This window comes from Pseudomonas lyxosi, assembly GCF_047758685.1.
Taxonomy (GTDB): Bacteria; Pseudomonadota; Gammaproteobacteria; order Pseudomonadales; family Pseudomonadaceae; genus Aquipseudomonas; species Aquipseudomonas lyxosi.
This window is the reverse complement of the sequence record NZ_CP180481.1, coordinates 2,332,253-2,355,551: the sequence shown is the minus strand read 5'-3', so window position 1 is coordinate 2,355,551 and position 23,299 is coordinate 2,332,253. Positions and strand designations below refer to the sequence as shown.

Annotated in this window: 19 protein-coding genes and 3 tRNA genes; 1 reads left to right on the top strand and 21 read right to left on the bottom strand. The window is 57.9% G+C overall.

What is annotated here, in order from left to right:
- Positions 1-104: 104 nt before the first annotated feature.
- The 4 genes from ACMXYI_RS10890 to ACMXYI_RS10875 form a co-directional block, all read right to left on the bottom strand.
- Entirely contained in the window at positions 105-2,135 is a 2,031-nt protein-coding gene (locus ACMXYI_RS10890; RefSeq protein ID WP_415773211.1) for a methyl-accepting chemotaxis protein, read from the bottom strand.
- A 286-nt stretch (positions 2,136-2,421) separates the two neighbouring features.
- Complete coding sequence (gene ampE / locus ACMXYI_RS10885; RefSeq protein ID WP_415773210.1) at positions 2,422-3,258, bottom strand: regulatory signaling modulator protein AmpE; 837 nt, start codon at positions 3,256-3,258, stop codon at positions 2,422-2,424.
- Positions 3,255-3,815, bottom strand: coding sequence for a 1,6-anhydro-N-acetylmuramyl-L-alanine amidase AmpD (gene ampD, locus ACMXYI_RS10880; protein ID WP_415773209.1), 561 nt, complete (start codon positions 3,813-3,815; stop codon positions 3,255-3,257). Before ampD ends, ampE begins: the two co-directional genes overlap by 4 nt.
- A 64-nt stretch (positions 3,816-3,879) precedes the next feature.
- Positions 3,880-6,090, bottom strand: coding sequence for a DUF1631 domain-containing protein (locus tag ACMXYI_RS10875; RefSeq protein ID WP_415773208.1), 2,211 nt, complete (start codon positions 6,088-6,090; stop codon positions 3,880-3,882).
- Between the two features lie 283 nt (positions 6,091-6,373).
- On the opposite strand from ACMXYI_RS10875, the gene nadC reads away from it, so the two are divergent.
- On the top strand, positions 6,374-7,222 hold the full coding sequence (gene nadC, locus ACMXYI_RS10870; RefSeq protein WP_415773207.1) for a carboxylating nicotinate-nucleotide diphosphorylase: 849 nt from the start codon (positions 6,374-6,376) through the stop codon (positions 7,220-7,222).
- A 49-nt stretch (positions 7,223-7,271) separates the two neighbouring features.
- On the opposite strand, the gene ACMXYI_RS10865 is transcribed toward nadC, so the two are convergent.
- The 17 genes from ACMXYI_RS10865 to rlmE all read right to left on the bottom strand — a co-directional run bounded on the left by ACMXYI_RS10865 (position 7,272) and on the right by rlmE (position 23,230).
- Entirely contained in the window at positions 7,272-7,577 is a 306-nt protein-coding gene (locus tag ACMXYI_RS10865) for a DUF6388 family protein (RefSeq protein ID WP_046046051.1), read from the bottom strand.
- Between the two features lie 136 nt (positions 7,578-7,713).
- A tRNA-Thr gene (locus ACMXYI_RS10860) sits at positions 7,714-7,786 on the bottom strand.
- Positions 7,787-7,925: 139 nt separating this feature from the next.
- The gene (pnp, locus tag ACMXYI_RS10855) at positions 7,926-10,031 is read right to left on the bottom strand and encodes a polyribonucleotide nucleotidyltransferase (protein ID WP_010463478.1); all 2,106 of its coding nucleotides are present in this window, start codon (positions 10,029-10,031) and stop codon (positions 7,926-7,928) included.
- Between the two features lie 197 nt (positions 10,032-10,228).
- Positions 10,229-10,498, bottom strand: a complete 270-nt coding sequence (rpsO, locus tag ACMXYI_RS10850; protein WP_003176135.1) for a 30S ribosomal protein S15 — start codon at positions 10,496-10,498, stop codon at positions 10,229-10,231.
- Between the two features lie 117 nt (positions 10,499-10,615).
- Positions 10,616-11,533, bottom strand: coding sequence for a tRNA pseudouridine(55) synthase TruB (gene truB / locus ACMXYI_RS10845; RefSeq protein ID WP_008149014.1), 918 nt, complete (start codon positions 11,531-11,533; stop codon positions 10,616-10,618).
- A 3-nt stretch (positions 11,534-11,536) separates the two neighbouring features.
- Positions 11,537-11,938 (bottom strand): 30S ribosome-binding factor RbfA, encoded by a 402-nt coding sequence (gene rbfA, locus ACMXYI_RS10840; RefSeq protein WP_008149016.1) that lies wholly within the window; start codon positions 11,936-11,938, stop codon positions 11,537-11,539.
- Positions 11,939-12,097: 159 nt separating this feature from the next.
- A complete protein-coding gene (infB, locus tag ACMXYI_RS10835; protein WP_415773206.1) occupies positions 12,098-14,626 on the bottom strand; it encodes a translation initiation factor IF-2 in 2,529 nt (842 codons plus the stop codon).
- Between the two features lie 27 nt (positions 14,627-14,653).
- Positions 14,654-16,135: a transcription termination factor NusA gene (nusA, locus tag ACMXYI_RS10830; RefSeq protein WP_008024459.1), complete on the bottom strand. Its 1,482-nt coding sequence runs from the start codon at positions 16,133-16,135 to the stop codon at positions 14,654-14,656.
- 47 nt (positions 16,136-16,182) lie between these two features.
- Positions 16,183-16,641 (bottom strand): ribosome maturation factor RimP, encoded by a 459-nt coding sequence (gene rimP / locus ACMXYI_RS10825; RefSeq protein ID WP_010463487.1) that lies wholly within the window; start codon positions 16,639-16,641, stop codon positions 16,183-16,185.
- A gap of 138 nt (positions 16,642-16,779) precedes the next feature.
- Positions 16,780-16,856, bottom strand: a tRNA-Met gene (locus ACMXYI_RS10820).
- A 96-nt stretch (positions 16,857-16,952) separates the two neighbouring features.
- Positions 16,953-17,038, bottom strand: a tRNA-Leu gene (locus ACMXYI_RS10815).
- Positions 17,039-17,060: 22 nt separating this feature from the next.
- On the bottom strand, positions 17,061-17,444 hold the full coding sequence (gene secG / locus ACMXYI_RS10810; RefSeq protein ID WP_017336473.1) for a preprotein translocase subunit SecG: 384 nt from the start codon (positions 17,442-17,444) through the stop codon (positions 17,061-17,063).
- Positions 17,445-17,448: 4 nt separating this feature from the next.
- On the bottom strand, positions 17,449-18,204 hold the full coding sequence (gene tpiA / locus ACMXYI_RS10805) for a triose-phosphate isomerase (protein WP_415773205.1): 756 nt from the start codon (positions 18,202-18,204) through the stop codon (positions 17,449-17,451).
- A gap of 66 nt (positions 18,205-18,270) precedes the next feature.
- Complete coding sequence (gene glmM / locus ACMXYI_RS10800; RefSeq protein ID WP_415773204.1) at positions 18,271-19,608, bottom strand: phosphoglucosamine mutase; 1,338 nt, start codon at positions 19,606-19,608, stop codon at positions 18,271-18,273.
- 16 nt (positions 19,609-19,624) lie between these two features.
- Entirely contained in the window at positions 19,625-20,476 is an 852-nt protein-coding gene (gene folP, locus ACMXYI_RS10795; RefSeq protein ID WP_415773203.1) for a dihydropteroate synthase, read from the bottom strand.
- A gap of 8 nt (positions 20,477-20,484) precedes the next feature.
- Positions 20,485-22,398, bottom strand: coding sequence for an ATP-dependent zinc metalloprotease FtsH (ftsH, locus tag ACMXYI_RS10790; protein ID WP_033058123.1), 1,914 nt, complete (start codon positions 22,396-22,398; stop codon positions 20,485-20,487).
- Positions 22,399-22,600: 202 nt separating this feature from the next.
- Positions 22,601-23,230: a 23S rRNA (uridine(2552)-2'-O)-methyltransferase RlmE gene (gene rlmE / locus ACMXYI_RS10785; RefSeq protein ID WP_007900501.1), complete on the bottom strand. Its 630-nt coding sequence runs from the start codon at positions 23,228-23,230 to the stop codon at positions 22,601-22,603.
- Positions 23,231-23,299: the final 69 nt, after the last annotated feature.

Here is a 23,299-nt window from a genome sequence, read left to right as displayed (position 1 = left end):
CACGCTCTGCGTGGTAACGCCTCCTGTGACGCTCTGCGTCACGACTTTTGGGACGCGGAGCGTCCCGGGCTGCATTCCCACGCAGAGCGTGGGAACGATCATGCTCAGACCCGGAACGCGCTGATCAGCTGCTTCAACTCCACCACCTGGGCCGACAACGCGCGACTGGCGTCCTCGGTCTGGTGTGCACCTTCGGCAGTACGCTCACCGGCGCGGTTGATTTCGACAATATTCTGGTCGATGTCGTGAGCCACGGCGGTCTGCTGCTCTACCGCGGCGGCGATTTGCTGGTTCTGATCGACGATCATGCCGACGGCACCGAGGATGTTTTCCAGCGCTTGCTGAACCTTTTCCGACTGCCCCACCGTGCCGTTGGCCATCTGATGACTGGTCCCCATCGCCTTCACCGCAGCGCCGACACCGCTGTGCAGCTTGGCGATCATCTGCTCGATTTCCTCGGTCGATTGCTGGGTGCGCTTGGCCAGTGTCCGGACCTCGTCCGCCACCACCGCAAAACCACGCCCCTGCTCACCGGCCCGAGCGGCTTCGATGGCCGCGTTGAGCGCCAAGAGGTTGGTCTGTTCGGCGATGCTCTTGATCACCTCCAGCACGCGGCTGATGGACTGGCTGTCGCTGGCCAATTGATTGATCACCAGCACCGACTGATCGATCTCACTGGCCAGTGCTGCGATGCTGCCCTGCTGGGACTCCACTAGCCCACGACCGCTGATGGTCTCGTCATTGACGCTATGGGCGCTGCTGACCGCTGCTGCGGCACTGCGTGCCACCTCAAGGGACGTGGCCGACATCTGGTTCATGGCCGTGGCGACCTGCTCGATCTGCGTGCGCTGCCCCGCCACCGCCTGGTTGCTCTGGGCGGAAACGTTCTCCACCTGCCCGGCCTGGCGCTCGACCTCACTGACGGTCTGGCCGACCCGCTCGATCAGGTCATGGATTTTCTTCACGGTGCCGTTGAACACCTCACCCAACTCGCCCAGTTCATCGCGGCTATTGGCGCTGAAAGTCACCGTCATGTCGCCGGCCGCGACCTTGTCCATCACCGCGCCAAGACGCTTGAGGGTGGTGCGGGTCGAGGCGTAGAAGCCGCCGTAGAGGTAGAAAATCAATACAAACACCACCGACAGCGCCACGGCCTGCAAGACCATGTGGGTGCGGTTCTGCTCCAGTCGCTGTTGCAACTGGGTGCCGAGAAACTTCAACGTGGCTTCGTTGAGTTGGTACGTCTGGTCCATCAGGCCCGTGACCTGATCGTAAAAGCCCTGCCACGGCGCATCGAGCGTGTCGGCCATTACCACCTGCTCTTCGAACAGTTCACTGGCTTTTTTCAACGACGCCTTGCTGCTATCGGCCTGAGCGGCCAGGGTTTCCCGTGCCGCTTTGCTGGAACCCAGCGCGTCCTGCAACTTCAGGGCATATTCGGCCTGCAGTTTTTCGATCTGCGCTAGCAATTCATCAAAACGGGTACTCGATGCCGAGTTGAGAAAACCCTGCCCCAGCGAAAAAGAGCCCATCGCCCGACCTTCGCCCAGAAGCTGGGTCACGGGAGGGGTGACATTGGTGATGAGTTCGCTCAGCTGGCGCATGTCGCTCTGAGTGTCGCGACTGAGGCCGGCCTGACTGGCGATGATCTGGCTGAAAATTTGCGCGTTGCCGAGCAACTTGCCGATCATCGCGCTTTTGCTTTGCAGGGAGTTTTCCGCTTGCTGGGCCTTGAACGCGGCGATCATTTCATCGCGTTTGGCATCGAAAACCGTGATCTGCTCGGGGTCAGCGGTCATCGCTGTCAGCCCTTGCAAACGGGTCAGCACACTTTGCCCCAGGGTACTGACCTGCGACTCGACATTGCCGGCCTTGCCGGACTGACCGAGGGTGACGTTAATCTGCACCAGGTTGTTCAGGGTTTCCAGATCGCGCCGTAACGTCAGGCTGCTGCCCAGCAGGTCGAGGCTTTGCAGTTCGACCCGGGTGCCCTGGAATTCTCGATAAGAATCGCGCACCAGATAAAAGTTGGTCACCAACATCGGCACAAGGAACAGCACGCTGATCAGGCTGAACTTCATGCCGAAGCTCAGGCGGTTCATCAGCGCGACGGCGGGATAGAGCAAGCTCTTCACTGGAAGTCTCCCTTTGATTTCTTATTTTTATTGGCAGGCGCGGGTCGAGAGCAGATAGCCACTATTCGGCGCTGTCTCTGTATAGCTTAAATCGGCGGGAGGTTTTGTAACTTAAGGTTAACGGAGGGATTCACGCGGACTGGTAGCAGCTGGCGCAGCCTGCGTTCGGCTGCGCAGCAGTCGTAAACCCTGATTACGCGGTGAGCCTGACAAACCGCGGTGACTAAGTTGGCGACTGCTGCGCAGCCGAACGCAGGCTGCGCCAGCTGCTACAGGATTGGTGTACTCAAGGAAGGACGGTCCACAACGCAAAACCGGCGTACCAGAGCACCGCCGCGCGCAGCAGCAGTTCCCAGATCCGGTCGAGGCTGTTGATGCCGTCAGGCCCGACCACCGGTGCCGGAATTTCACCCGCCACCAGCCCGACCTTCTCGATCAATTGGGCGGCGCTGATGTTCCAGTTCAGCAGTTCGTGCAACATCACCCGGCCGACCGCGACAAAATTGCCGACCAACGCAAAACTTGCCGCCAACAAACGCACCGGCACCCAGTCGAACGCATGACGCAGTTTTGCCGCGCGCTCGACCACGGCCGGGTTCTGCCCGTGTTCTTCGGCCAGGGCCAGCAGTCGATAGCTCAGGGCCGCGACCGGACCCAGCAGGAAGTACCAGAAAATCACCGCGAAAAAGCTCTGATAAGCCTCCCACAGCAGATGCCCTTCGACCCGTTCCAGCAGTTGTTCGCCGCTATCGGCGCAGATACCCACATCGCGGTCCGCCACATGAGCGGCCGCTTGCAGGTCTTCTCGGCGCCAGGCATCGCGAAACGGCCCGAGACCGGCCAGCAGATCACCGCGGCCGAGACTGTAAATCACCACCAGCAGGTGCACCGGCAACGCCAGCAGACCGTAAGCCACCGGGTCCAGCACCAACAGCAGCAACCCCAGCAGTGCCACTGGCAACAACACCAGGATCAGCAAAATCAGCCACGGACTTTTCGCCAGACGCGGACTGACCTCAAGCTTGTTCAGCTCGCGAACCCATCCACCATCGCGCTGAATCCGATGACGCAGGGCCGAGAACTTCTCGATCCAGACCGCCAACAGCAACACCAGAAAACTCATTGTTGTTCCTCTTTTGCCAGGGCGGCGCGATAGCGTGCCCAGTCGAACGCTGGCCCCGGATCGGTTTTACGCCCGGGTGCGATGTCGCTATGCCCGCAAATGCGCTGTGCGGTGATGGCCGTGAAGGCGTTTTGCAGCTGCCGGGTCAGGGTCGTCAACGCTTGATACTGAGCGTCGGTGAACGGCAGTTCATCCGTGCCTTCAAGTTCGATGCCCACGGAAAAATCGTTACAGGTTTCCCGCCCCTCGAAACTCGAGACACCGGCATGCCAGGCACGCTCAAGACAAGAGACAAACTGAGTGACGGTGCCGTCACGTTCGATCAGAAAGTGCGCGGACACACGCAGGTCGGCGATCCCTTCAAAGTAGGGATGCTCCGTGACATCCAGACGATTCTGGAAAAATTCCTGCACCTTGCCGGTGGCGAATTGCGCAGGCGGCAAACTGATGTTGTGGATCACCAGCAGGGAAATTTCGCCCGAGGGGCGCGCATTGAAGTTGGGCGAGGGACAAATATCTACGCCCTGACACCAACCGCTCGCGGGGTCCAACTGCATACAGGTTCCTTCAACGACGACTGTGTAGGCGCCCAGTATGCCGCGATAGACCCTCGGGACGCGATCACTTGCCGTGATTGAGACGCCGCAGGTTGCCGATCACCGACTCCAGCGCCCGATCGAACAGCAAGGTGTCGTCCAGCGCGCGCACCGCGCCACGACGGAACTCCAGCGCCAGACCGGTGCGGCTGCGCTCCAGCACTTTCATCCCGGTGCGATTGACGAAAATGTACTTGCCGGTGGCTTCAATGATCGCCGCCAGCTTGCAGCGAAGGGTGTTTTCCTCGTCTTCCTGAAACTCGACCCAGCACCCCAACCGCAGTTGATCGACCTGAAGCAGACCGGCATCGTCCTCCGGCAAGCGTACTGGCGCCGTATCGACCGGCCCTTCGTCGGCGGTTCGCAGGACGATTTCTTGCAGCACTTCGACCATTACCGGTGTATCGGCAGACTGCTCAAGCTTTTGCCCTGGACGTTCGAACAGCTGAACGTGCAAGGCTTCCAGCTCACTGAAAAATTCGCTGGTGGCGAACGGATCGAAGGCCGAACTGCTCAGCCCGTCGCGCAACGACTTGAGCAATCCAGGCACCAGCGCCAACAAGCGCAGGCTCGCATCGAATTCATCATGACGCTGCACGCTCCAGATCAATTGCTCCATGGACCGCACATCGGCGTGCCATTCGGCCGACTGATCGCCGTGCTTGAGACAGGTCAGCAGCAGCACCTGGCTCCACGCTTCCTGGACAAACACCACCACCCGCTGCGGCAATACTTTGCCCAACAGGGCCTGATTCAGCACCTGTTCGACGCGCTGACGGGCCAGTTCAGTCCTGGCGCGGCCTTCTTCGGCGTCACGGGTACGTTGCTCCAGCAGCTCACTGCGACGCCGCTCGTCGCTGGTGAAGGCGAGAAAATCCGCGAGCAATTCGGAAAAGACCGCCGGATCATCGACAAAATCGTTCAGCAACCGTTGCACCACTTGCTCGATGCGCAGATACAGGCTGTCGCGCTCATGGTCATCGCACTCACCCCAGCCCATGGCTGCGGTGGCGATTTCATTGAGCAGGCGTCGGGCCGGGTGACTGCTGCGGCTGAAGAAGCTCTTGTCGAGCACCGCCACTTTCAGCATCGGGATCTGCAAACGGCCGATCAACGCCTTGAGCGAGTCCGGCAGGTTGCGGTCATCGAGGATGCATTCGAAGAGCATGGCGATCAGGTTGATCACGTCTTCGTCAGCCACCCCGACCACGCGTGACTTGCCACTTTTGACGCTGACCCGAGTCAGTAGCTGTTCGAGCTGGTTTCGCAGATCGAAGTCGTCCTGGGCTGCCGGCGCCGGCACATATTGCTGCAAGTGCGAGAGCAGCCGCATCAGGTCACGGGTGGAAATCGGCTGGGTCTGGGCACTGGCTTCGAGAGTTGGCGCGACACTGCCACGCACGTGAAACAGCAACTCCTGCAACGCCGCGAAGACTTCCTGCACGCTGTCGTCGATCGGCGGGCCACCGACGCGAGTGTTGGCCTGTGCGGGTTCAGTACCAACGCCGGCAGTCGCACGATCCGTGACCCGACGCGCAGGGGCGGGCTTAAGGTCAGGCAGAACGCCGGTGGCGGCCAGCAACTGATTGGCTTCGGCGTAGAGCTGATTGGAATCCCTGAGCACATAGCGTTCGAACAGTTTGAGGATGATCAGCTTGACCTTGATCTCCACCCCCAAGTTGCGCCCGGCCTGCATAAAGTACTCGCAGAGCATCGCCGGCCCCATGGGATTGTGCTGGTCGAGCAGTTCCCTGCCCAGCAGTGCGCTGAGTCGGGCGGTCAGTTGGTCCAGGGAGAAGCCGTCGCGGTTCAGCACTTTGCTGACCATCGCTTCCACTGCCACGCCGCGCTCCATGTCGTCATTGGGCAGCGCCACCGAGGCGTCGAAGGCCAACGCCTGGGGCAAGGCAGACTGAGTGATGTCGTACTGGGTGAGGCTGACAAAAGCCTCGAAGAATTGTTCGAGAAAGCCGCGTTCGATGTTTTTACGCTTGAGACGCAAGTCGCGCATGGCTTCGAAGAAGAGGTTTTGTTCGACGTCATTGCGGGCCCGGTCGGCCATTTCGAACAGCGTGTCGTCGGCGTTATCGAACAGTTCCTGCAAACCATGCCTGAGCTGTTGGGCGGCCTTGTCGCGAACCTGAAGCAGAATCACAGGCAGGCGGGCGAGCGGCGAGTGAGTCGCCTGGTCGGTAGCGACCTTGTGCAAAGGCACTACATTCCCGTCGTTGTGCATTCAGGCCTCCTGAAAAGGTGAGTCTTCGAAGTCGTCAATCCAAATCCACGTCAAAGCCATGACGTCAAAAGCAAGGCGGATTATCTTGCAAAAGATGTCCCCTCTACCAGCAGACTCTGCGCTTCCCATTGAAATAGACGCTTATGGCAGACGCTGACTTAGTGCCGATTGCTCAGGCGAATCGACCAAATGCAGGTTTCAGAGCGATGGGAACGCCTCTGATGCCTTGGGTTGCCCGCCGCCATGCCCCTATAATCGGGCCACTTTGTTTGTGGAGTCCGTTATGCCGAATCTACGTCTCGCCGATTTGACCGCCGAAATCGAAGCCAACGTGCGCCGTGCGTTGCTCGAAGACATCGGCAGCGGCGACATCACCGCACAGCTGATCCCGGCCGAACGCCTGGCCAAAGCCACCATCATCACCCGCGACGCTGCCGTCATCTGCGGCACATCCTGGGTTGATGCTGTGTTTCGGCAACTGGACCCACGTGTTGCGGTGCACTGGGAGGTGCGCGATGGCGAGCGGGTGAAACCCAATCAGGTGCTATTCCACCTCGAAGGCCCGGCGCGCTCGCTACTGACGGGCGAACGCAGTGCACTGAACTTCCTGCAGTTGCTGTCTGGCGTGGCCACACGCGCGCAGTACCTGGCGGATTACGTTGCCGAGACTCAGGTGAAGTTGCTCGACACCCGTAAAACCTTGCCGGGGCTGCGTCTGGCGCAGAAGTATGCCGTGACCTGCGGCGGGTGCCATAACCACCGCATCGGCCTGTACGACGCCTTCCTGATCAAGGAAAACCATATTGCCGCCTGCGGTGGCATCCCGGAGGCCATCAAAGCCGCGCACAAGATTGCCCCGGGCAAACCGGTGGAGATCGAAGTGGAAAGCCTGGAGGAGCTGAAGGAGGCCCTGGCGGCTGGAGCTGACATCATCATGCTCGATGAGTTGAGTCTGGATGACATGCGCGAAGCCGTGCGTCTGAACGCAGGCAAGGCGAAACTGGAAGCCAGCGGCGGTATCAACGAAAGCACGCTGCTGCCGATCGCCGAGACCGGGGTGGATTACATCTCGATTGGTGCGATGACCAAGGATGTGAAGGCTGTCGATCTGTCGATGCGACTGAGCCTTTGATAGCGCCGCATGAATGAAAAACGCCAGCCCCGTGAGGCTGGCGTTTTTATCAGACCACCAGATTATTCATCTCGCAGTACTCTTCCCACTCGACACCCAACACCTCGGCAGCCTCCTTGTGCAGAACAAGGCGCGCAGCCTCGAACTCTTCAGGGGTTGAGGTGTACTTGAGCGTCAGTTCCCACGGCTGCAATCCCTGAGACTCTGCCTCGTCTTCGAACGCCCACTGGATCTGGTCTTTCTGATCGTCGGCGGGCAAGTCCTTGATCTCTTCGGCTAGCTGAGGCGATTCCAGCAAGTACTTCTTCAGCGCTTCTGCGTGTCTGGCTTCTTGGGTCAATTCTTTAACGGTCATGGCGTTCTCTTTGATCTGGGGAATGGAAGATGGATCTGGATCATCAAGGATCTCTCTGACGCAAAAAACCGTTTGAAGCCCGGTTTGTCTGGCCTTCAGAACCATTCGGGATCATCTGAAAACAACGTGTCGCTCGTGCCCGAGACAGGAATCGAACCTGCGACCTTCGCGTTACGAGTGCGCTGCTCTACCAACTGAGCTACACGGGCAGTGGGCTAAACCTAGCACTGACTTTGGGGTCAGGCAACTTCATGACTCGTCTCATTTTTTTGCAGGCAAAAAAATGCCCCGCAGCTTTCACTGCGGGGCATTTTTTATAACGTTGAAGCGGTCAGGCGTGGGGAGTGATTAAACGCCCGAAGCCTTGGCTGCTGCTACGTCTTTGATGGACAGCTTGATACGGCCGCGGTTGTCCACGTCCAGTACCAGTACTTCCACTTCCTGGCCTTCTTTCAGGATGTCGGTCACTTTCTCAACGCGAGCGTCGCTCAACATGGAGATGTGAACCAGACCGTCCTTGCCAGGCAGGATGTTGACGAATGCGCCGAAGTCGACGATGCGCTCAACCTTACCAACGTAGATCTTGCCGATTTCAGCTTCAGCGGTGATGCCCAGAACGCGCTGACGTGCAGCTTCAGCCGCTTCCTTGGTTTCGCCGAAGATCTTGATCGAGCCGTCGTCTTCGATGTCGATCGAAGCCTTGGTCTCTTCACAGATCGCACGAATGGTCGCGCCGCCTTTACCGATGACATCACGGATTTTGTCGGTGTCGATTTTCATCGCGATCATGGTCGGAGCGTTTTCCGACAGTTCGGTACGCGACTGGCCAATGATCTGGTTCATCTGACCGAGGATGTTCAGGCGCGCTTCCAGGGCTTGGCCCAGAGCGATCTCCATGATTTCTTCGGTGATGCCTTTGATCTTGATGTCCATCTGCAGCGCGGTAACACCTTTGGCGGTACCGGCTACTTTGAAGTCCATGTCGCCCAGGTGGTCTTCGTCACCCAGGATGTCGGTCAGGACGGCGAACTTCTCGCCTTCTTTAACCAGACCCATCGCGATACCGGCAACCGGTGCCTTCATCGGAACGCCGGCGTCCATCAGAGCCAGGGAAGCGCCGCAGACCGAAGCCATGGAGCTCGAACCGTTGGACTCGGTGATTTCCGATACAACACGGATGGTGTACGGGAACACGTCGGCGGCAGGCAGCATGGCTGCAATCGAACGACGGGCCAGACGGCCGTGACCGATTTCGCGACGACCAGCGCCACCCATGCGGCCACACTCACCTACCGAGAACGGAGGGAAGTTGTAGTGCAGCATGAACGGGTCTTTTTTCTCGCCTTCCAGGGTGTCCAGCAGTTGTGCGTCACGGGCGGTGCCCAGAGTTGCAACAACCAGAGCCTGAGTTTCGCCACGGGTGAACAGAGCCGAACCGTGAGTCTTCGGCAGAACACCGACTTCGATGTTCAGCGGACGTACGGTCTTGGTGTCGCGACCGTCGATACGTGGCTTGCCGTTTACGATGTTTTCGCGAACGGTGCGGTATTCGATTTCGCCGAAAGCAGCTTTGACTTCGCTGGAGGAAGGCTGACCTTCTTCACCCGACAGCTTGGCAACAACCTGGTCCTTCAACTCACCCAGGCGAGCGTAACGGTCGGCCTTGATGGTGATGGTGTAAGCCTGGGAGATCGCGTCGCCGAACTCGGCACGGATAGCGCCCAGCAAAGCAGTGGCTTCTGGCTGTGGAGCCCAGGTCCAGGTTGGCTTGGCAGCTTCAGCGGCCAGTTCTTTAACGGCGTTGATCACCACCTGGAACTCGTCGTGAGCAAACAGTACCGCGCCCAGCATCTGGTCTTCGGTCAGCTCTTTGGCTTCCGATTCAACCATCAGCACGGCTTCCGAAGTACCGGCAACGACCATGTCCAGGCTCGAAGCTTTCTGTTGTTCGTAAGTCGGGTTCAGCAGGTAGCCGGTGCTTTCGTGGAACGCAACGCGGGCAGCGCCGATCGGGCCATCGAAAGGAATGCCGGAGATGGCCAGTGCAGCCGAGGTACCGATCATCGCAGCGATGTCCGGATCGGTCTTCTTGCTGGTGGAAACGACGGTGCAGACAACCTGCACTTCGTTCATGAAGCCTTCTGGGAACAGCGGACGGATCGGACGGTCGATCAGTCGGGAAGTCAGGGTTTCTTTCTCGGAAGGACGGCCTTCACGCTTGAAGAAACCGCCAGGGATCTTACCGGCAGCGTAAGTTTTTTCCTGGTAGTGAACAGACAGAGGGAAGAAGCCCTTGCCTGGATCGGCTTGCTTGGCGCCGACCACAGTCACCAATACGCTGACGTCGTCGTCAACGGTGACCAATACTGCGCCGGAGGCCTGACGGGCGATACGGCCAGTCTCGAGGGTAACGGTCGACTGACCGAACTGGAATTTTTTGATTACCGGGTTCACGGTGTCCTACCTTCTTTTGTGGCTCTTGGGGAACTTGTCTTCTTGCGAAATTCTTGGGCAACGCCGGGAATCGGCCCGACTGTCATTGTCCAGGTAAAGCAGGTATCCAGATAAAACTTGAGGCTGGGAGCCTGCCATGCGCCAGCGGGAAACCCACTGACGTACGACAGACAACCAACCTCTAGCGCAATCGCTTATTAGCGACGCAGACCCAGGCGACCGATCAGAGCCTGGTAACGACCCAGATCCTTGCCTTTCAGGTAGTCCAGCAGCTTACGACGCTGGTTTACCATGCGGATCAGACCACGACGGGAGTGGTGATCTTTACCGTTGGCCTTGAAGTGACCTTGCAGCTTGTTGATGTTGTGGGTCAGCAGTGCAACTTGCACTTCTGGCGAACCAGTGTCACCAACAGCTTGCTGGTAGTCAGCTACGATTTGAGCTTTTTCTTGAACGTCGAGAGCCATGAGGCAATCCTTTTATCAGGAAACTGTTTCAAAGAAACAGCTTCAACAGGCCAGGGACAAATCCCTGTATCTAAAAATGAGTAGTGACCGTGCCTGTTAACAGCCACCCTCGTTCGGTCATTCTGACCGAATCAGTCGACGTGGCGCGATGCGCCCGTCTTCGCTCACTTCACCGATACCGATGAAGCGACCATTGTGATCCTGTACCCGTACCATGCCGAACTTCGGTGCATCCGGGGCTCGTACCGGTTGGCCGTTAAGCCAGTAGAACGAGCTGTGCTCCGAGAACTGCAACAGTGGCCAATCCAGCAGGCCGCTGTCCGATGGCATCAGGAAGCGGTCGACCGCTTCGTTGCCGCCTTCGGCATGTACCGCTTCCAACTCTTCAAGCGTGACCGTCTGGGCGAGCGTGAAAGGCCCGGCCTGGGTACGTCGCAGTTCAGCAACGTAAGCGCCACAACCGAGTTGCTCACCGATATCCTCCACCAGGGTGCGGATATAGGTACCTTTGGTGCAATCCACTGCAAGCCGCGCAGTATCACCTTCAAAGGCCAGTAATTCCAAGCGCGTAATAGTAACAGAACGCGGTTCGCGCTCCACTACTTCACCTGCCCGCGCCAGCTTGTACAACGGCTGGCCATCACGTTTGAGCGCCGAGTACATGGGCGGTATCTGACTGATTTGCCCACGAAATTTCGGCAGTACTGCTTCGACATCGGCGCGACCAACGGTCACCGGGCGCTCCAGCAAAACATCACCCTCGGCATCGGCCGTGGTGGTGGTCTTGCCCAGTTGCGCCAGGGTTTCGTAACCCTTGTCGGAATCGAGCAGGTATTGCGAAAACTTGGTGGCCTCACCGAAGCACAACGGCAACACGCCGGTGGCCAGCGGATCGAGACTGCCGGTGTGCCCGGCCTTCTCGGCGTTCAGCAACCAGCGAACCTTCTGCAACGCCGCATTGGAGGTGAACCCCAGTGGCTTGTCGAGCAGGATGATGCCGCTGACGTTACGACGGATACGTTTGACCTGAGCCACCGATTACTCCTTGGTGTCTTCGGCTTCTGCCGCAACCGGATGCTGATTGTCTTCAGCTACTGCACGTTCGATCAATGCCGACAGATGAGCACCACGCACGACGCTTTCGTCATAGTGGAAGTGCAGCTGCGGAACGCTGCGCAACTTCATTTCGCGAGCCAACTGCATGCGCAGGAAACCGGCGGCGGAGTTGAGCACCTTGATGCTTTGCGCGATGTCTTCAGCGTTGTCCTGCCCCATCACGGTGATGAAGATCTTGGCGTGACCGACGTCACGACTGACTTCAACAGCGGTAATGGTGACCAGGCCGACGCGCGGGTCTTTGACTTCACGACGGATCAGCTGGGCCAGCTCACGCTGCATCTGATCGCCGATACGTTGGGTACGGCTGTATTCTTTTGCCATGTCTTGTTACCTGTTACTGCCCCACGGTGAAACCCGAAGGGTCTGAAAGCGGCAAACGCCCGGCCTGACAAAAGCCAGACCGGGCGTTGCGTTTAGAGTCCTGACGCTGTGCCGCGCATCTGCATGCGGCGGCTCATCGTGGCCCTTGAAGTGCGCGAGTTAGAGGCTGCGAGCAACCTGAACCTTCTCGAAGACTTCGATCTTGTCACCGACTTTGACGTCGTTGTAGCTCTTCACGCCGATACCGCATTCCATGCCGGCACGTACTTCGGAAGCGTCATCCTTGAAGCGGCGCAGGGATTCCAGCTCGCCTTCGAAGATAACGATGTCTTCACGCAGTACACGGATTGGACGGTTACGGTGAACAACACCTTCGATAACCATGCAACCGGCGATCGCGCCAAACTTCGGCGAACGGAACACGTCACGCACTTCAGCGGTACCCAGGATGTTCTCGCGAACATCGCTGCCCAGCATACCGGTGAGGGCTTTCTTGACGTCTTCGATGATGTCGTAGATCACGTTGTAGTAACGCATATCCAGACCTTCCTGCTCGACGATCTTGCGAGCGCCAGCATCGGCACGCACGTTGAAGCCGAACAGTACAGCATTGGAGGCCAGTGCCAGGTTGGCGTCGGACTCGGTGATACCACCGACACCGCCACCGACAACACGCACTTGCACTTCGTCGTTACCCAGGCCGTTCAAGGCACCGTTCAACGCTTCCAGCGAACCACGGACGTCGGATTTGAGGACGATGTTGAGCGTCTTCTTCTCTTCCTGACCCATGTTCTCGAAGATGTTTTCAAGCTTGCCAGCGTGAGCACGGGCCAGTTTGACTTCGCGGAACTTGCCTTGACGGAACAGAGCCACTTCACGGGCTTTCTTCTCGTCAGCAACTACGCTCATCTCGTCGCCAGCGTCCGGGGTACCGTCCAGGCCGAGAATCTCGACAGGGATGGAAGGACCCGCTTCCTTGATTGGCTTGCCGTTCTCGTCGAGCATGGCGCGAACGCGGCCATAGTTCGAACCGACCAGCACCATGTCGCCTTGGCGCAGGGTACCGTCTTGAACCAGAACGGTAGCAACCGGGCCACGACCTTTGTCGAGACGCGATTCAACCACAACGCCACGGCCAGGAGCCGAAGGAGTCGCTTTCAGTTCCAGAACTTCAGCTTGCAGCAGAACAGCTTCGAGCAACTCGTCCACGCCAGTACCGACTTTCGCCGAAACCGATACGAACGGGGTGTCGCCGCCCCACTCTTCCGAAGTCACGCCGTGAACCGACAGTTCGCTACGGATGCGATCGAGATCAGCGCCCGGCTTGTCGATTTTGTTCACTGCAACAACCAGCGGAACACCAGCAGCCTTGGCGTGCTGAACGGCTTCAACGGTCTGCGGCATTACGCCGTCGTCCGCTGCAACCACCAGGATCACGATGTCGGTCGCCTTGGCACCACGAGCACGCATTGCGGTAAACGCGGCGTGACCCGGGGTATCGAGGAAGGTGACCATGCCGCGTTCGGTTTCAACGTGGTACGCGCCGATGTGCTGGGTGATACCGCCGGCTTCGCCTGCAGCTACCTTGGCACGACGGATATAGTCGAGCAGCGAGGTCTTACCGTGGTCAACGTGGCCCATTACGGTCACGACTGGTGCACGGGAGAACGCTTCACCTTCAAACTTCAGGGACTCGGCCAGGGAATCTTCCAGGGCTGTGTCGCTGACCAGGGTCACTTTGTGGCCCAGCTCTTCAGCAACCAGTTGGGCAGTTTCCTGATCCAGTACCTGGTTGATGGTCGCTGGAGTACCCAGTTTGAACATGAACTTGATGATTTCAGCAGCCTTGACCGACATCTGCTGGGCGAGATCGCCAACAGTGATGGTCTCGCCGATCTTCACTTCGCGCACTACAGGGCCGGTTGGGCTCTGGAAACCGTGAGCGTTGCGTTTCTTCAGCTTGGCCTTGCCGCGACCACCACGACGGAAGCCATCGCTTTCTTCGTCGGTAGTACGTGGGGCAACGCGTGGAGCAGGCGCTTTCTCTTTGACCGAAGCACGATGCGGAGCGTTTTTGCGCTCACCATCGCCACTGCCACGACGACTGTTATCGTCGGCACGTGGCTTGTCCGGACGGCGCTGTTCGTTCTGCTTGTTGCGAACATCGGCAGACGGCGCTGGTGCAGCGGCCACAACCGGCGCGCTTTCACGTACTGGTTCGGCAACTGCAGCAGGTGCTGCAACGGCGTCGTTAGTAGCGGATTGCGCAGCAGCAGGCTGGCGACGCGCTTCTTCTTCGGCGCGACGCTTGGCTTCTTCTTCAGCCTTCTGACGTGCAGCATTTTCTACTGCGCGACGTTCTTCCAGTTCGCGTTTGCGCTCGGCTTCGATTTCTTCCGGGCTGCGCTGTACGAAGACTTTCTTCTTGCGCACTTCAACGCTGATGCTTTTGCTGCCAGCAACACGCAGGGTGCTGGTGGTTTTGCGCTGCAATGTAATCTTGCGCGGTTCTTCCACTTTCGCCTTGTGGCTGCTCTTCAAGTGAGTCAGCAAAGACTGCTTCTCACTATCGCTCACACCTTCATCGGCGGCGGTGTGCGGCAGACCTGCCTCACGCATCTGCTGCAACAGGCGCTCTACCGGTGTTTTGACCTCATCGGCCAGTTGTTTCACCGTGACTTGCGTCATGCACTTCTCTCCTCAGGCCGCGCCTAATTACTCGAACCAGTGGGCTCGGGCGGCCATGATCAACTTGCCGGCACGATCATCGTCAATGCCGTCGATGTCGAGCAGATCGTCAATAGACTGCTCGGCCAGGTCTTCGCGGGTAATTACGCCGCGCACCGCCAGTTCCATCGCCAAATCCTTGTCCATACCCTCAAGCGAGAGCAGGTCTTCGGCCGGATGGGCGTCTGCCAGCTTTTCCTCAGTAGCGATGGCTTTGGTCAACAAACGATCCTTGGCGCGAGCGCGAAGCTCGTTGACGGTTTCTTCGTCAAAGCCGTCGATGTTGAGCATTTCTTCCAACGGTACGTAGGCAATCTCTTCCAGGCTGGTGAAGCCTTCATCTACCAGCACCTGTGCCAGGTCTTCGTCGACTTCCAGCTCGTCGATGAAGTTGCGCAGGATGTCGCCGGTTTCTGCTTGCTGCTTAGCCTGGATGTCCGATTCGGTCATCACGTTCAGGGTCCAGCCAGTCAACTGGCTAGCCAGACGCACGTTCTGACCACCGCGACCGATGGCCTGAGCCAGATTGTCTGCGCCAACGGCGATGTCCATTGCATGGGCATCTTCGTCAACGATAATTGCCGCCACTTCAGCTGGCGACATTGCATTGATCACGAACTGAGCAGGGTTGTCGTCCCACAGGACGATGTCCACACGCTCACCGCCCAACTCACCCGACACTGCCTGAACGCGCGAACCGCGCATACCGATGCAAGCGCCTTGCGGGTCAATGCGTTTGTCTTTGGAGCGGACCGCGATCTTGGCGCGCGAACCCGGGTCACGGGACGCAGCCATTACTTCGATCAGGCCTTCAGCGATTTCCGGCACTTCGATGCGGAACAACTCGATCAGCATTTCCGGCGCAGTACGCGACAGGATCAGCTGCGGGCCGCGGTTCTCGGTGCGGATTTCCTTGAGCAGCGCACGCAGACGCACGCCAACCCGGAAGGTTTCGCGAGAGATGATGTCTTCACGAGCCAGCAACGCTTCGGCGTTATTGCCCAGATCGACGATCACGTTGTCGCGGGTCACTTTCTTCACGGTGCCGGAGATGATTTCCCCCAGGCGCTCGCGATAGGCATCAACGACTTGAGCACGCTCGGCTTCGCGAACTTTCTGCACGATGACTTGCTTGGCAGTCTGTGCAGCGATACGGCCGAACTCAATGGATTCGATCTTTTCTTCGACTACATCACCAACCTGAGCACCAGGATGCGTTTCTGCAACCTTGCTCGGCCAGGTTTCGATGGCCGGATCGTCCAGGTCTGCTTCTTCGACGACAGTCCAGCGACGGAATGTCTCGTAAGCACCGGTGTGGCGATTGATTTCCACACGCAGATCGACTTCGTCCTCGAAACGTTTTTTGGTAGCAGTGGCCAGAGCCAGCTCCAGCGCTTCAAAAATTACGTTTGCCGGTACGCCCTTTTCATTGGATACCGACTCAACAACCAGCAGTACTTCTTTGCTCATCGTACGCCTCGCCTTTCGCAAGCCATTGGATCCGCGGGATCCGCGTCTCAGTCAAAACTGGGAATAATGTTGGCCTTGTCGATCATATCGATCGGCAACAGGAACTCATGGTCTTCTACCTGCACCACGACGTCCTGCTCTTCTACACCGCGCAGAAGGCCCTGAAAGTTGCGTCGGCCTTCAAAAGGCGAGCGCAGCTTGATCTTCACTTGTTCACCGGCAAATTTTGCAAACTGCTCAATAGTGAACAGCGGGCGTTCCATGCCAGGCGAGGAAACTTCAAGGGTGTATTCAACGGCGATTGGATCTTCAACATCCAGAACACCGCTGATCTGACGGCTGACAATGGCACAATCGTCCACCAGCACGCCGCCCTCTTTATCGATATAAACGCGCAACATTGAGTGGCGACCTTGAGCCGAAAACTCAATACCCCAGCATTCATAGCCTAGGGCCACGACCACCGGGGCCAGCAAGGCCTGCAACTCTTCTAGCTTGCTCGACACCTGAACCCCCTCGTGCATGTATGTGCATGCTGTGCAAAATAAAAAAATGGGCGAAACGCCCATCCTTGAAACGCCGTCGAACAGCGGCGTTGAAAGTGTCCAGCTAACAAAAAGCCCCTTAAAAGGGGCTCCTTAAACTGGTTGCGGGGGCCGGATTTGAACCGACGACCTTCGGGTTATGAGCCCGACGAGCTACCAGACTGCTCCACCCCGCGACAAAGCTGGGGCGGAAGTATACGACCGATCCCTGACAGGGTCAATGTAACCTTCCACCTACAAGAAAGCCCGCAACAGCGGGCTCTCCTGATAATTGGTACCGAGAAGGGGACTCGAACCCCTACACCCTATGGGCACAACCACCTCAAGGTTGCGTGTCTACCAATTCCACCACCTCGGCAATACTACGTTTGAAACTCTTCTTACTTTTGCTCTTGAGCTGGAGGTACGTCAGTCGCTGGAGTAGCCGACTTTTGCTCTTGAAGCACCGGGACATCATCAGAAGCCGGTTGTTGCTTTGGAACTTCCAACACCGCTGGGTTTGGCAAACCTACTTGAGTCAGCTGGTGAGCTTTCTCTTTAGCAAAGTAACCTAACCCTAAGCTGGTTATGAAGAAACCGGCGGCAAGTATAGCAGTAAACTTACTAAGAAAGGTAGAGGAACCTTGGCTTCCGAACACAGTATTTGAAGCACCTGCTCCGAAAGACGCGCCAGCATCCGCACCTTTACCCTGCTGCAGCAATACCAGAGCAACTACGCCCAATGCACCCAGCAGATGAAAAACGACTACGACTGTTTCCAGCATTTTTTCAGTTTCCCGCGGCGCGACAAATCGCACCGAACTCATCTGCATTCAGGGAAGCTCCACCAATGAGCCCCCCATCGATATCCGGCATGCCGAACAGTTCGACCGCATTGGCCGCCTTCACGCTGCCGCCGTATAGAAGCCGCACACCTTGTGCGACTTCAGAATTCTCTGCCGCCAACTGAGCGCGAATGGCTGCATGCACATCCTGCGCCTGTTGCGGCGAAGCAGTCAGCCCGGTACCAATAGCCCAGACCGGCTCGTAAGCAATTACTGCCTTTGCAAAGGCACCAACACCCAGCTTCTCTATGATACTGCCTAGCTGACGCCCGACAACCTCAAGAGTTTTTCCAGCTTCGCGCTCTTCAAGGGTTTCCCCTACACACAACACCGGAATCAAGCCACTTGCCTGTGCCGCTGCGAACTTGCGAATCAGCATTCCGTCCTGCTCGCCCATTATCTGGCGGCGCTCGGAGTGCCCGACAAGCACCAGGGAACAACCTGCATCCACCAACTGACTCGGCGCAACTTCACCGGTCAACGCACCTTGCATGGATTCCACCGCAGAGTTCTGCGCGCCGACCGAAATCGACTTTTCCTTCAAGCCATCAATCACTTGATTGATATGCAAGCAAGGCGGGAATACCGCTACATCAACATCGCTCGGCAAGGCCAGATGACGAAGGCCATTGATCAGCTCAGCGACGCTGGCGCGGGTACCGTGCATCTTCCAGTTACCAGCTACCATAGGGCGACGCATGCTGTACCTCGTCGGTCAAAGTGGGCGCAGATGTTACCCAACACAATCATGGCTGGCAAGCCGAAATCAGGCAGAAACTTCAGTAACCAGTTTTGCCAGCTCTTCGGCGTAGCCGCGAACCTGTGTTTCGTCCTCGCCTTCGACCATGACCCGCACCAGCGGCTCCGTCCCGGACTTGCGCAACAACACTCGCCCACGACCAGCCATAGCCTTGGTAACGCGCTCGCTTGCCTCCCTGACGGATGGATGATCAAGAGGGCTCGCACCACCACCGAATCGTACATTGATCAGCACCTGAGGGCACTTGCGCAGCGCCTGACGCGATTGTGCCAGCCCCTCGGAGCGGGCCTTCAGCGCCATCAATACCTGCAATGCAGCAATGATCGCGTCACCGGTGGTGGTGTGGTCGAAGCAGACAATGTGCCCCGAATTTTCACCACCCACCTGCCAATCGCGCTCCAGCAACTCGGAGATTACGTAACGGTCGCCGACATTGGCCCGCACAAAAGGAATTGCCAGATCCGCCAGGGCCAATTCCAACCCCAGGTTACTCATCAGCGTACCGACCACACCGCCCTGCAACTTGCCGCGCTCATGCAGGTCGCGAGCAATGATGAACAGCAACTCATCACCGTCGACAACAGTACCGGTATGATCAACCATCTGAACGCGGTCACCATCACCGTCAAAGGCGATACCCAAATCAGCATGCTCGGCCAATACAGCAGCTTGCAGCGGCCCCATATGGGTCGAACCGCAATTTTCATTGATGTTCAGGCCGTTAGGATGAGCAGAAAGCACAACGACATCGGCCCCCAGCTCACGGAATACACTAGGCGCCACCTTGTAGGTCGCACCGTGAGCGCAGTCGATCACGATCTTCAGGCCCGCGAAGCTGGTGCCGGTCGGGACGCTGCTTTTGCAGAATTCGATATAGCGGCCTGAAGCATCGTTGATGCGCGATACCTTGCCGATCTTGCTCGACTCAACCACAGTCATCGGGGTGTCGAGCAATTCTTCGATCATATGCTCGACTTCATCAGGAAGCTTGGTGCCCCTCCCGGAGAAAAACTTGATGCCATTGTCATCGTGAGGGTTGTGCGAAGCACTGATCACGATGCCCGCTTCGGCCTGGAAGGTACGAGTCAGGTAGGCGATGGCCGGTGTCGGCATCGGGCCCAGGAGCATGACATCGGCACCTGCCGACGTAAGTCCGGCCTCGAGCGCAGATTCGAACATATAGCCGGAGATCCGCGTGTCCTTGCCCACCAATACCTTGCAGGCGCCCATTTTGCGGAACGCCATACCAGCAGCCCAGCCGAGCTTGAGCATGAAGTCAGGAGTAATCGGATATTCGCCGACCCGACCACGAATGCCGTCGGTGCCAAAGTATTTTTTAGTCATAAGTGCTCCATCATTCTTATTCAGCTGATTCCACTGCAGCGATCATCCGCACCACATCGACGGTTTCGGCCACATCATGGACGCGCAATATACGCGCCCCCTTGACCGAAGCCAGCGCTGCAAGCGCCAGACCACCATGCAGACGCTCACCAACCGGACGATTCAATGCCTGACCTATCATGCTCTTTCGCGAGACCCCGACCAACAGGGGCCGCCCCAAGGCATGCAGGGCCTCCATATGCTTGAACAAGCTTAGATTGTGCTGCAAGGTTTTTGCGAAGCCAAAGCCCGGATCAAGGATGATCCGGTCCGCCGCAATTCCTACCGACGCACACTGAGCCATGCGCTCGGCGAGAAACTCGCCCACCTCTTTCGTGACGTCCTGATACTGCGGATTGTCCTGCATGTCGCCCGGCTCACCAAGCATGTGCATCAGACAGACCGGCAGGCCAGTGGCCGCAGCCGCATCCAGAGCACCATCGCGCCGCAGAGAGCGCACGTCATTGATCAACCCCGCACCAAGTCGTGCGGCTTCGCGCATGACAGCTGGCGTGGAAGTGTCGACCGAGATAATGACATCCAGTTCGCGGTGTATTCGCTCGACGACCGGAGCTACACGCTCAAGCTCTTCCAGCGGTGAAACCACCCTGGCACCCGGCCGGGTCGATTCGCCACCGACATCAATCAACGTCGCGCCAGCCGCCACCATAGCCTCAGCGTGGCGCAAGGCCGCATCGAGCTGGCTATATTGGCCGCCATCAGAGAAGGAATCGGGAGTGACATTGAGAATACCCATGACGTGCGTCAGGGCCAAATCAAGAACCCGATTGCCGCAAGGCAACCGGGTCGAGGACTGAACAGAAGTCATTTCAAACCTTAAACGTCAGCAGCCGGACCGCCGATCGGTGTTTCCGGACGCGGATCCTGTGCCACCGGAGGAGTTCCGGAGGTACCGGTGCCGCCGCCTGACCAGTCGCGAGGTTCACGAGGCGTACGACCCGCCATGATGTCGTCGATCTGATCAGCGTCGATCGTTTCGTACTTCATCAAGGCATCAGCCATGGCGTCGAGCTTGTCACGGTTATCAGTGAGGATCTGCTTCGCCGTGCCGTAGCACTGATCGATAATGCTGCGCACTTCGGAGTCGATCAACTTGGCTGTCTCACCGGAGAAGCTTGCACCCTGACCGCCACCGCCGCGACCGAGGAACACTTCGCCCTCTTCTTCTGCGTACATCAACGGGCCGAGTTTTTCCGACAAGCCCCACTTGGTCACCATGTTCCGTGCAATCTGGCTGGCACGCATGATGTCGTTTGACGCACCGGTGGTGACGCCGTCGAAGCCCAAGGTCATTTCTTCAGCAATACGGCCGCCGTACAACGAGCAGATCTGACTGATCAATGCACGCTTGGACAGGCTGTAGCGATCTTCTTCCGGCAGAAACATGGTCACACCCAGCGCACGACCGCGCGGGATGATCGACACCTTATAGACCGGATCATGCTCAGGCACGACGCGCCCAACAATAGCGTGGCCTGCCTCGTGGTATGCGGTGTTCTGCTTCTCTTTCTCGGACATGACCATGGATTTGCGCTCGGCACCCATCATGATCTTGTCTTTGGCCAATTCGAACTCTTTCATTTCGACGATGCGCTTGCCGGCACGGGCCGCGAACAACGACGCTTCGTTCACCAGGTTAGCCAGGTCGGCACCGGAGAAACCAGGGGTACCACGAGCGATCACGGCCGGAGCGACATCGTCACCCATTGGCACTTTTCGCATGTGAACCTTGAGAATCTGCTCGCGACCACGGATATCCGGCAGACCGACGACAACCTGACGGTCGAAACGGCCCGGACGTAGCAACGCAGGGTCCAGTACGTCCGGACGGTTGGTTGCAGCGATAACGATTATGCCGTCGTTCATTTCGAAGCCGTCCATCTCTACCAGCAACTGGTTGAGAGTCTGCTCGCGCTCATCATGACCGCCACCCATCCCGGCTCCACGATGACGACCGACGGCATCGATTTCATCGATGAAGATGATGCATGGCGCGTGCTTCTTGGCCTGCTCGAACATGTCACGAACACGGCTGGCACCAACACCGACAAACATTTCGACAAAATCGGAACCGGAAATGGTGAAGAACGGTACTTTTGCTTCGCCGGCAATCGCCTTGGCCAGCAATGTTTTACCGGTACCTGGAGGCCCCACCATCAGCACGCCGCGTGGAATGCGGCCACCCAGACGCTGGAACTTGCCCGGATCACGCAGGAACTCGACCAACTCGCCGACTTCTTCCTTGGCTTCGTCGCAACCGGCAACGTCACCCAAGGTGGTTTTCACCTGATCTTCAGAGAGCAGGCGCGCCTTGCTCTTGCCGAAGCTCATCGGCCCACCCTTGCCACCTGCACCGCCCTGCATCTGCCGCATGAAAAACATGAACACGGCGATGATCACCAGGATCGGGAAGCTTGCGACCAGGAGTTGAGTCCAGATGCTTTGCTGTTCAGGCTGTTTGCCTTCGACTACGACATGGTTGTCCACGAGGTCGCCGATCAGACCGTTGTCCTGGATTGCCGGACGAATGGTCTTGAAGCTGTCGCCATCGTTGCGTTTGCCGGTAATCACGTAGCCGTCAACCGCTACGCGCTCGACCTTTCCATCCTTGACCTGCTGGATGAAGTCGGAATAGTTGAGGGTCTGCGGCTCGTTAGGGCTGGAGAAGTTGTTCATCACTGTCACCAGGACAGCCGCGATGATCAACCACAGGATCAGATTCTTTGCCATATCGTTCAATTAACTACCCTCTGAAGCAAGCTCCGCTAATGGCGCGCGCTTCGCATGATATTCACCGGCCTAACTTACTACATTACCTACGGCTCTGGCAGGCGCCGTCTGTAACCCTTTGTGAAACACTTTCTACACAATATTCGCTAATGCTCACGGGGCGAAATACGAAAAACCTATCGACCCGCAAAAAAACCTCGATTTACTCACTACGGCCGCGGTAGCCCCAAGCCAGCATGTATTGCTCGCGGGAACTGCCACGGGAAGAGTCCGGCTTGATCATCTGGACCTTGTCGAATTTCTGACGAGCGTCCTTCACGTAAGCATCAAACCCTTCGCCCTGAAACACCTTGATCACGAAGTTACCACCCGGCTTGAGTATCCGAGCCGCCAGATCAAGAGCCAGCTCACATAGAAACATGGCTTTTGGCATGTCCACCTCAGGCGTACCACTCATATTGGGGGCCATATCGGAAATCACAAGGTCCACCTGCGAATTACCCACGGCTTCAAGGATCTGAGCGAGCACTTCGTCCTGGGTGAAGTCACCCTGGATGAAAGTCACGTCCGGAATGCTGTCCATTTCCAGGATGTCCGAGGCGATCAGACGCCCCTGACCACCGATCAGCCGACTAGTGACCTGCGACCAGCCGCCGGGCGCCGCACCCAGGTCGACAACGCTCATACCCGGACGGATCAGCTTGTATTTCTCCTGGACCTCCAGAAGCTTGTAACTCGCACGCGAGCGGTAACCATCCTTCTGCGCCTGCTTCACATAGGGATCATTGACATGTCTTTTCAGCCAACCAAGGCTTGTCTTGGAACGCGCCATTGGGCACCTCGATGATAAGGGTCGTGATTAATTGGGCGGATCCACGAACCCTCGGGTAAAATGGCCGCC

What these genes read in the sequence shown, in the direction of transcription:
- ampE (WP_415773210.1), bottom strand. Translation starts at nt 3,258, where the DNA reads ATGAGTTTTCTGGTGTTGCTGTTGGCGGTCTGGATCGAGAAGTTCTCG.
- ampD (WP_415773209.1), bottom strand. Translation starts at nt 3,815, where the DNA reads ATGCAGTTGGACCCCGCGAGCGGTTGGTGTCAGGGCGTAGATATTTGT.
- ACMXYI_RS10875 (WP_415773208.1), bottom strand. Translation starts at nt 6,090, where the DNA reads ATGCACAACGACGGGAATGTAGTGCCTTTGCACAAGGTCGCTACCGAC.
- nadC (WP_415773207.1), top strand. Translation starts at nt 6,374, where the DNA reads ATGCCGAATCTACGTCTCGCCGATTTGACCGCCGAAATCGAAGCCAAC.
- ACMXYI_RS10865 (WP_046046051.1), bottom strand. Translation starts at nt 7,577, where the DNA reads ATGACCGTTAAAGAATTGACCCAAGAAGCCAGACACGCAGAAGCGCTG.
- rpsO (WP_003176135.1), bottom strand. Translation starts at nt 10,498, where the DNA reads ATGGCTCTCGACGTTCAAGAAAAAGCTCAAATCGTAGCTGACTACCAG.
- rbfA (WP_008149016.1), bottom strand. Translation starts at nt 11,938, where the DNA reads ATGGCAAAAGAATACAGCCGTACCCAACGTATCGGCGATCAGATGCAG.
- infB (WP_415773206.1), bottom strand. Translation starts at nt 14,626, where the DNA reads ATGACGCAAGTCACGGTGAAACAACTGGCCGATGAGGTCAAAACACCG.
- nusA (WP_008024459.1), bottom strand. Translation starts at nt 16,135, where the DNA reads ATGAGCAAAGAAGTACTGCTGGTTGTTGAGTCGGTATCCAATGAAAAG.
- secG (WP_017336473.1), bottom strand. Translation starts at nt 17,444, where the DNA reads ATGCTGGAAACAGTCGTAGTCGTTTTTCATCTGCTGGGTGCATTGGGC.
- tpiA (WP_415773205.1), bottom strand. Translation starts at nt 18,204, where the DNA reads ATGCGTCGCCCTATGGTAGCTGGTAACTGGAAGATGCACGGTACCCGC.
- glmM (WP_415773204.1), bottom strand. Translation starts at nt 19,608, where the DNA reads ATGACTAAAAAATACTTTGGCACCGACGGCATTCGTGGTCGGGTCGGC.
- folP (WP_415773203.1), bottom strand. Translation starts at nt 20,476, where the DNA reads ATGACTTCTGTTCAGTCCTCGACCCGGTTGCCTTGCGGCAATCGGGTT.
- ftsH (WP_033058123.1), bottom strand. Translation starts at nt 22,398, where the DNA reads ATGGCAAAGAATCTGATCCTGTGGTTGATCATCGCGGCTGTCCTGGTG.
- rlmE (WP_007900501.1), bottom strand. Translation starts at nt 23,230, where the DNA reads ATGGCGCGTTCCAAGACAAGCCTTGGTTGGCTGAAAAGACATGTCAAT.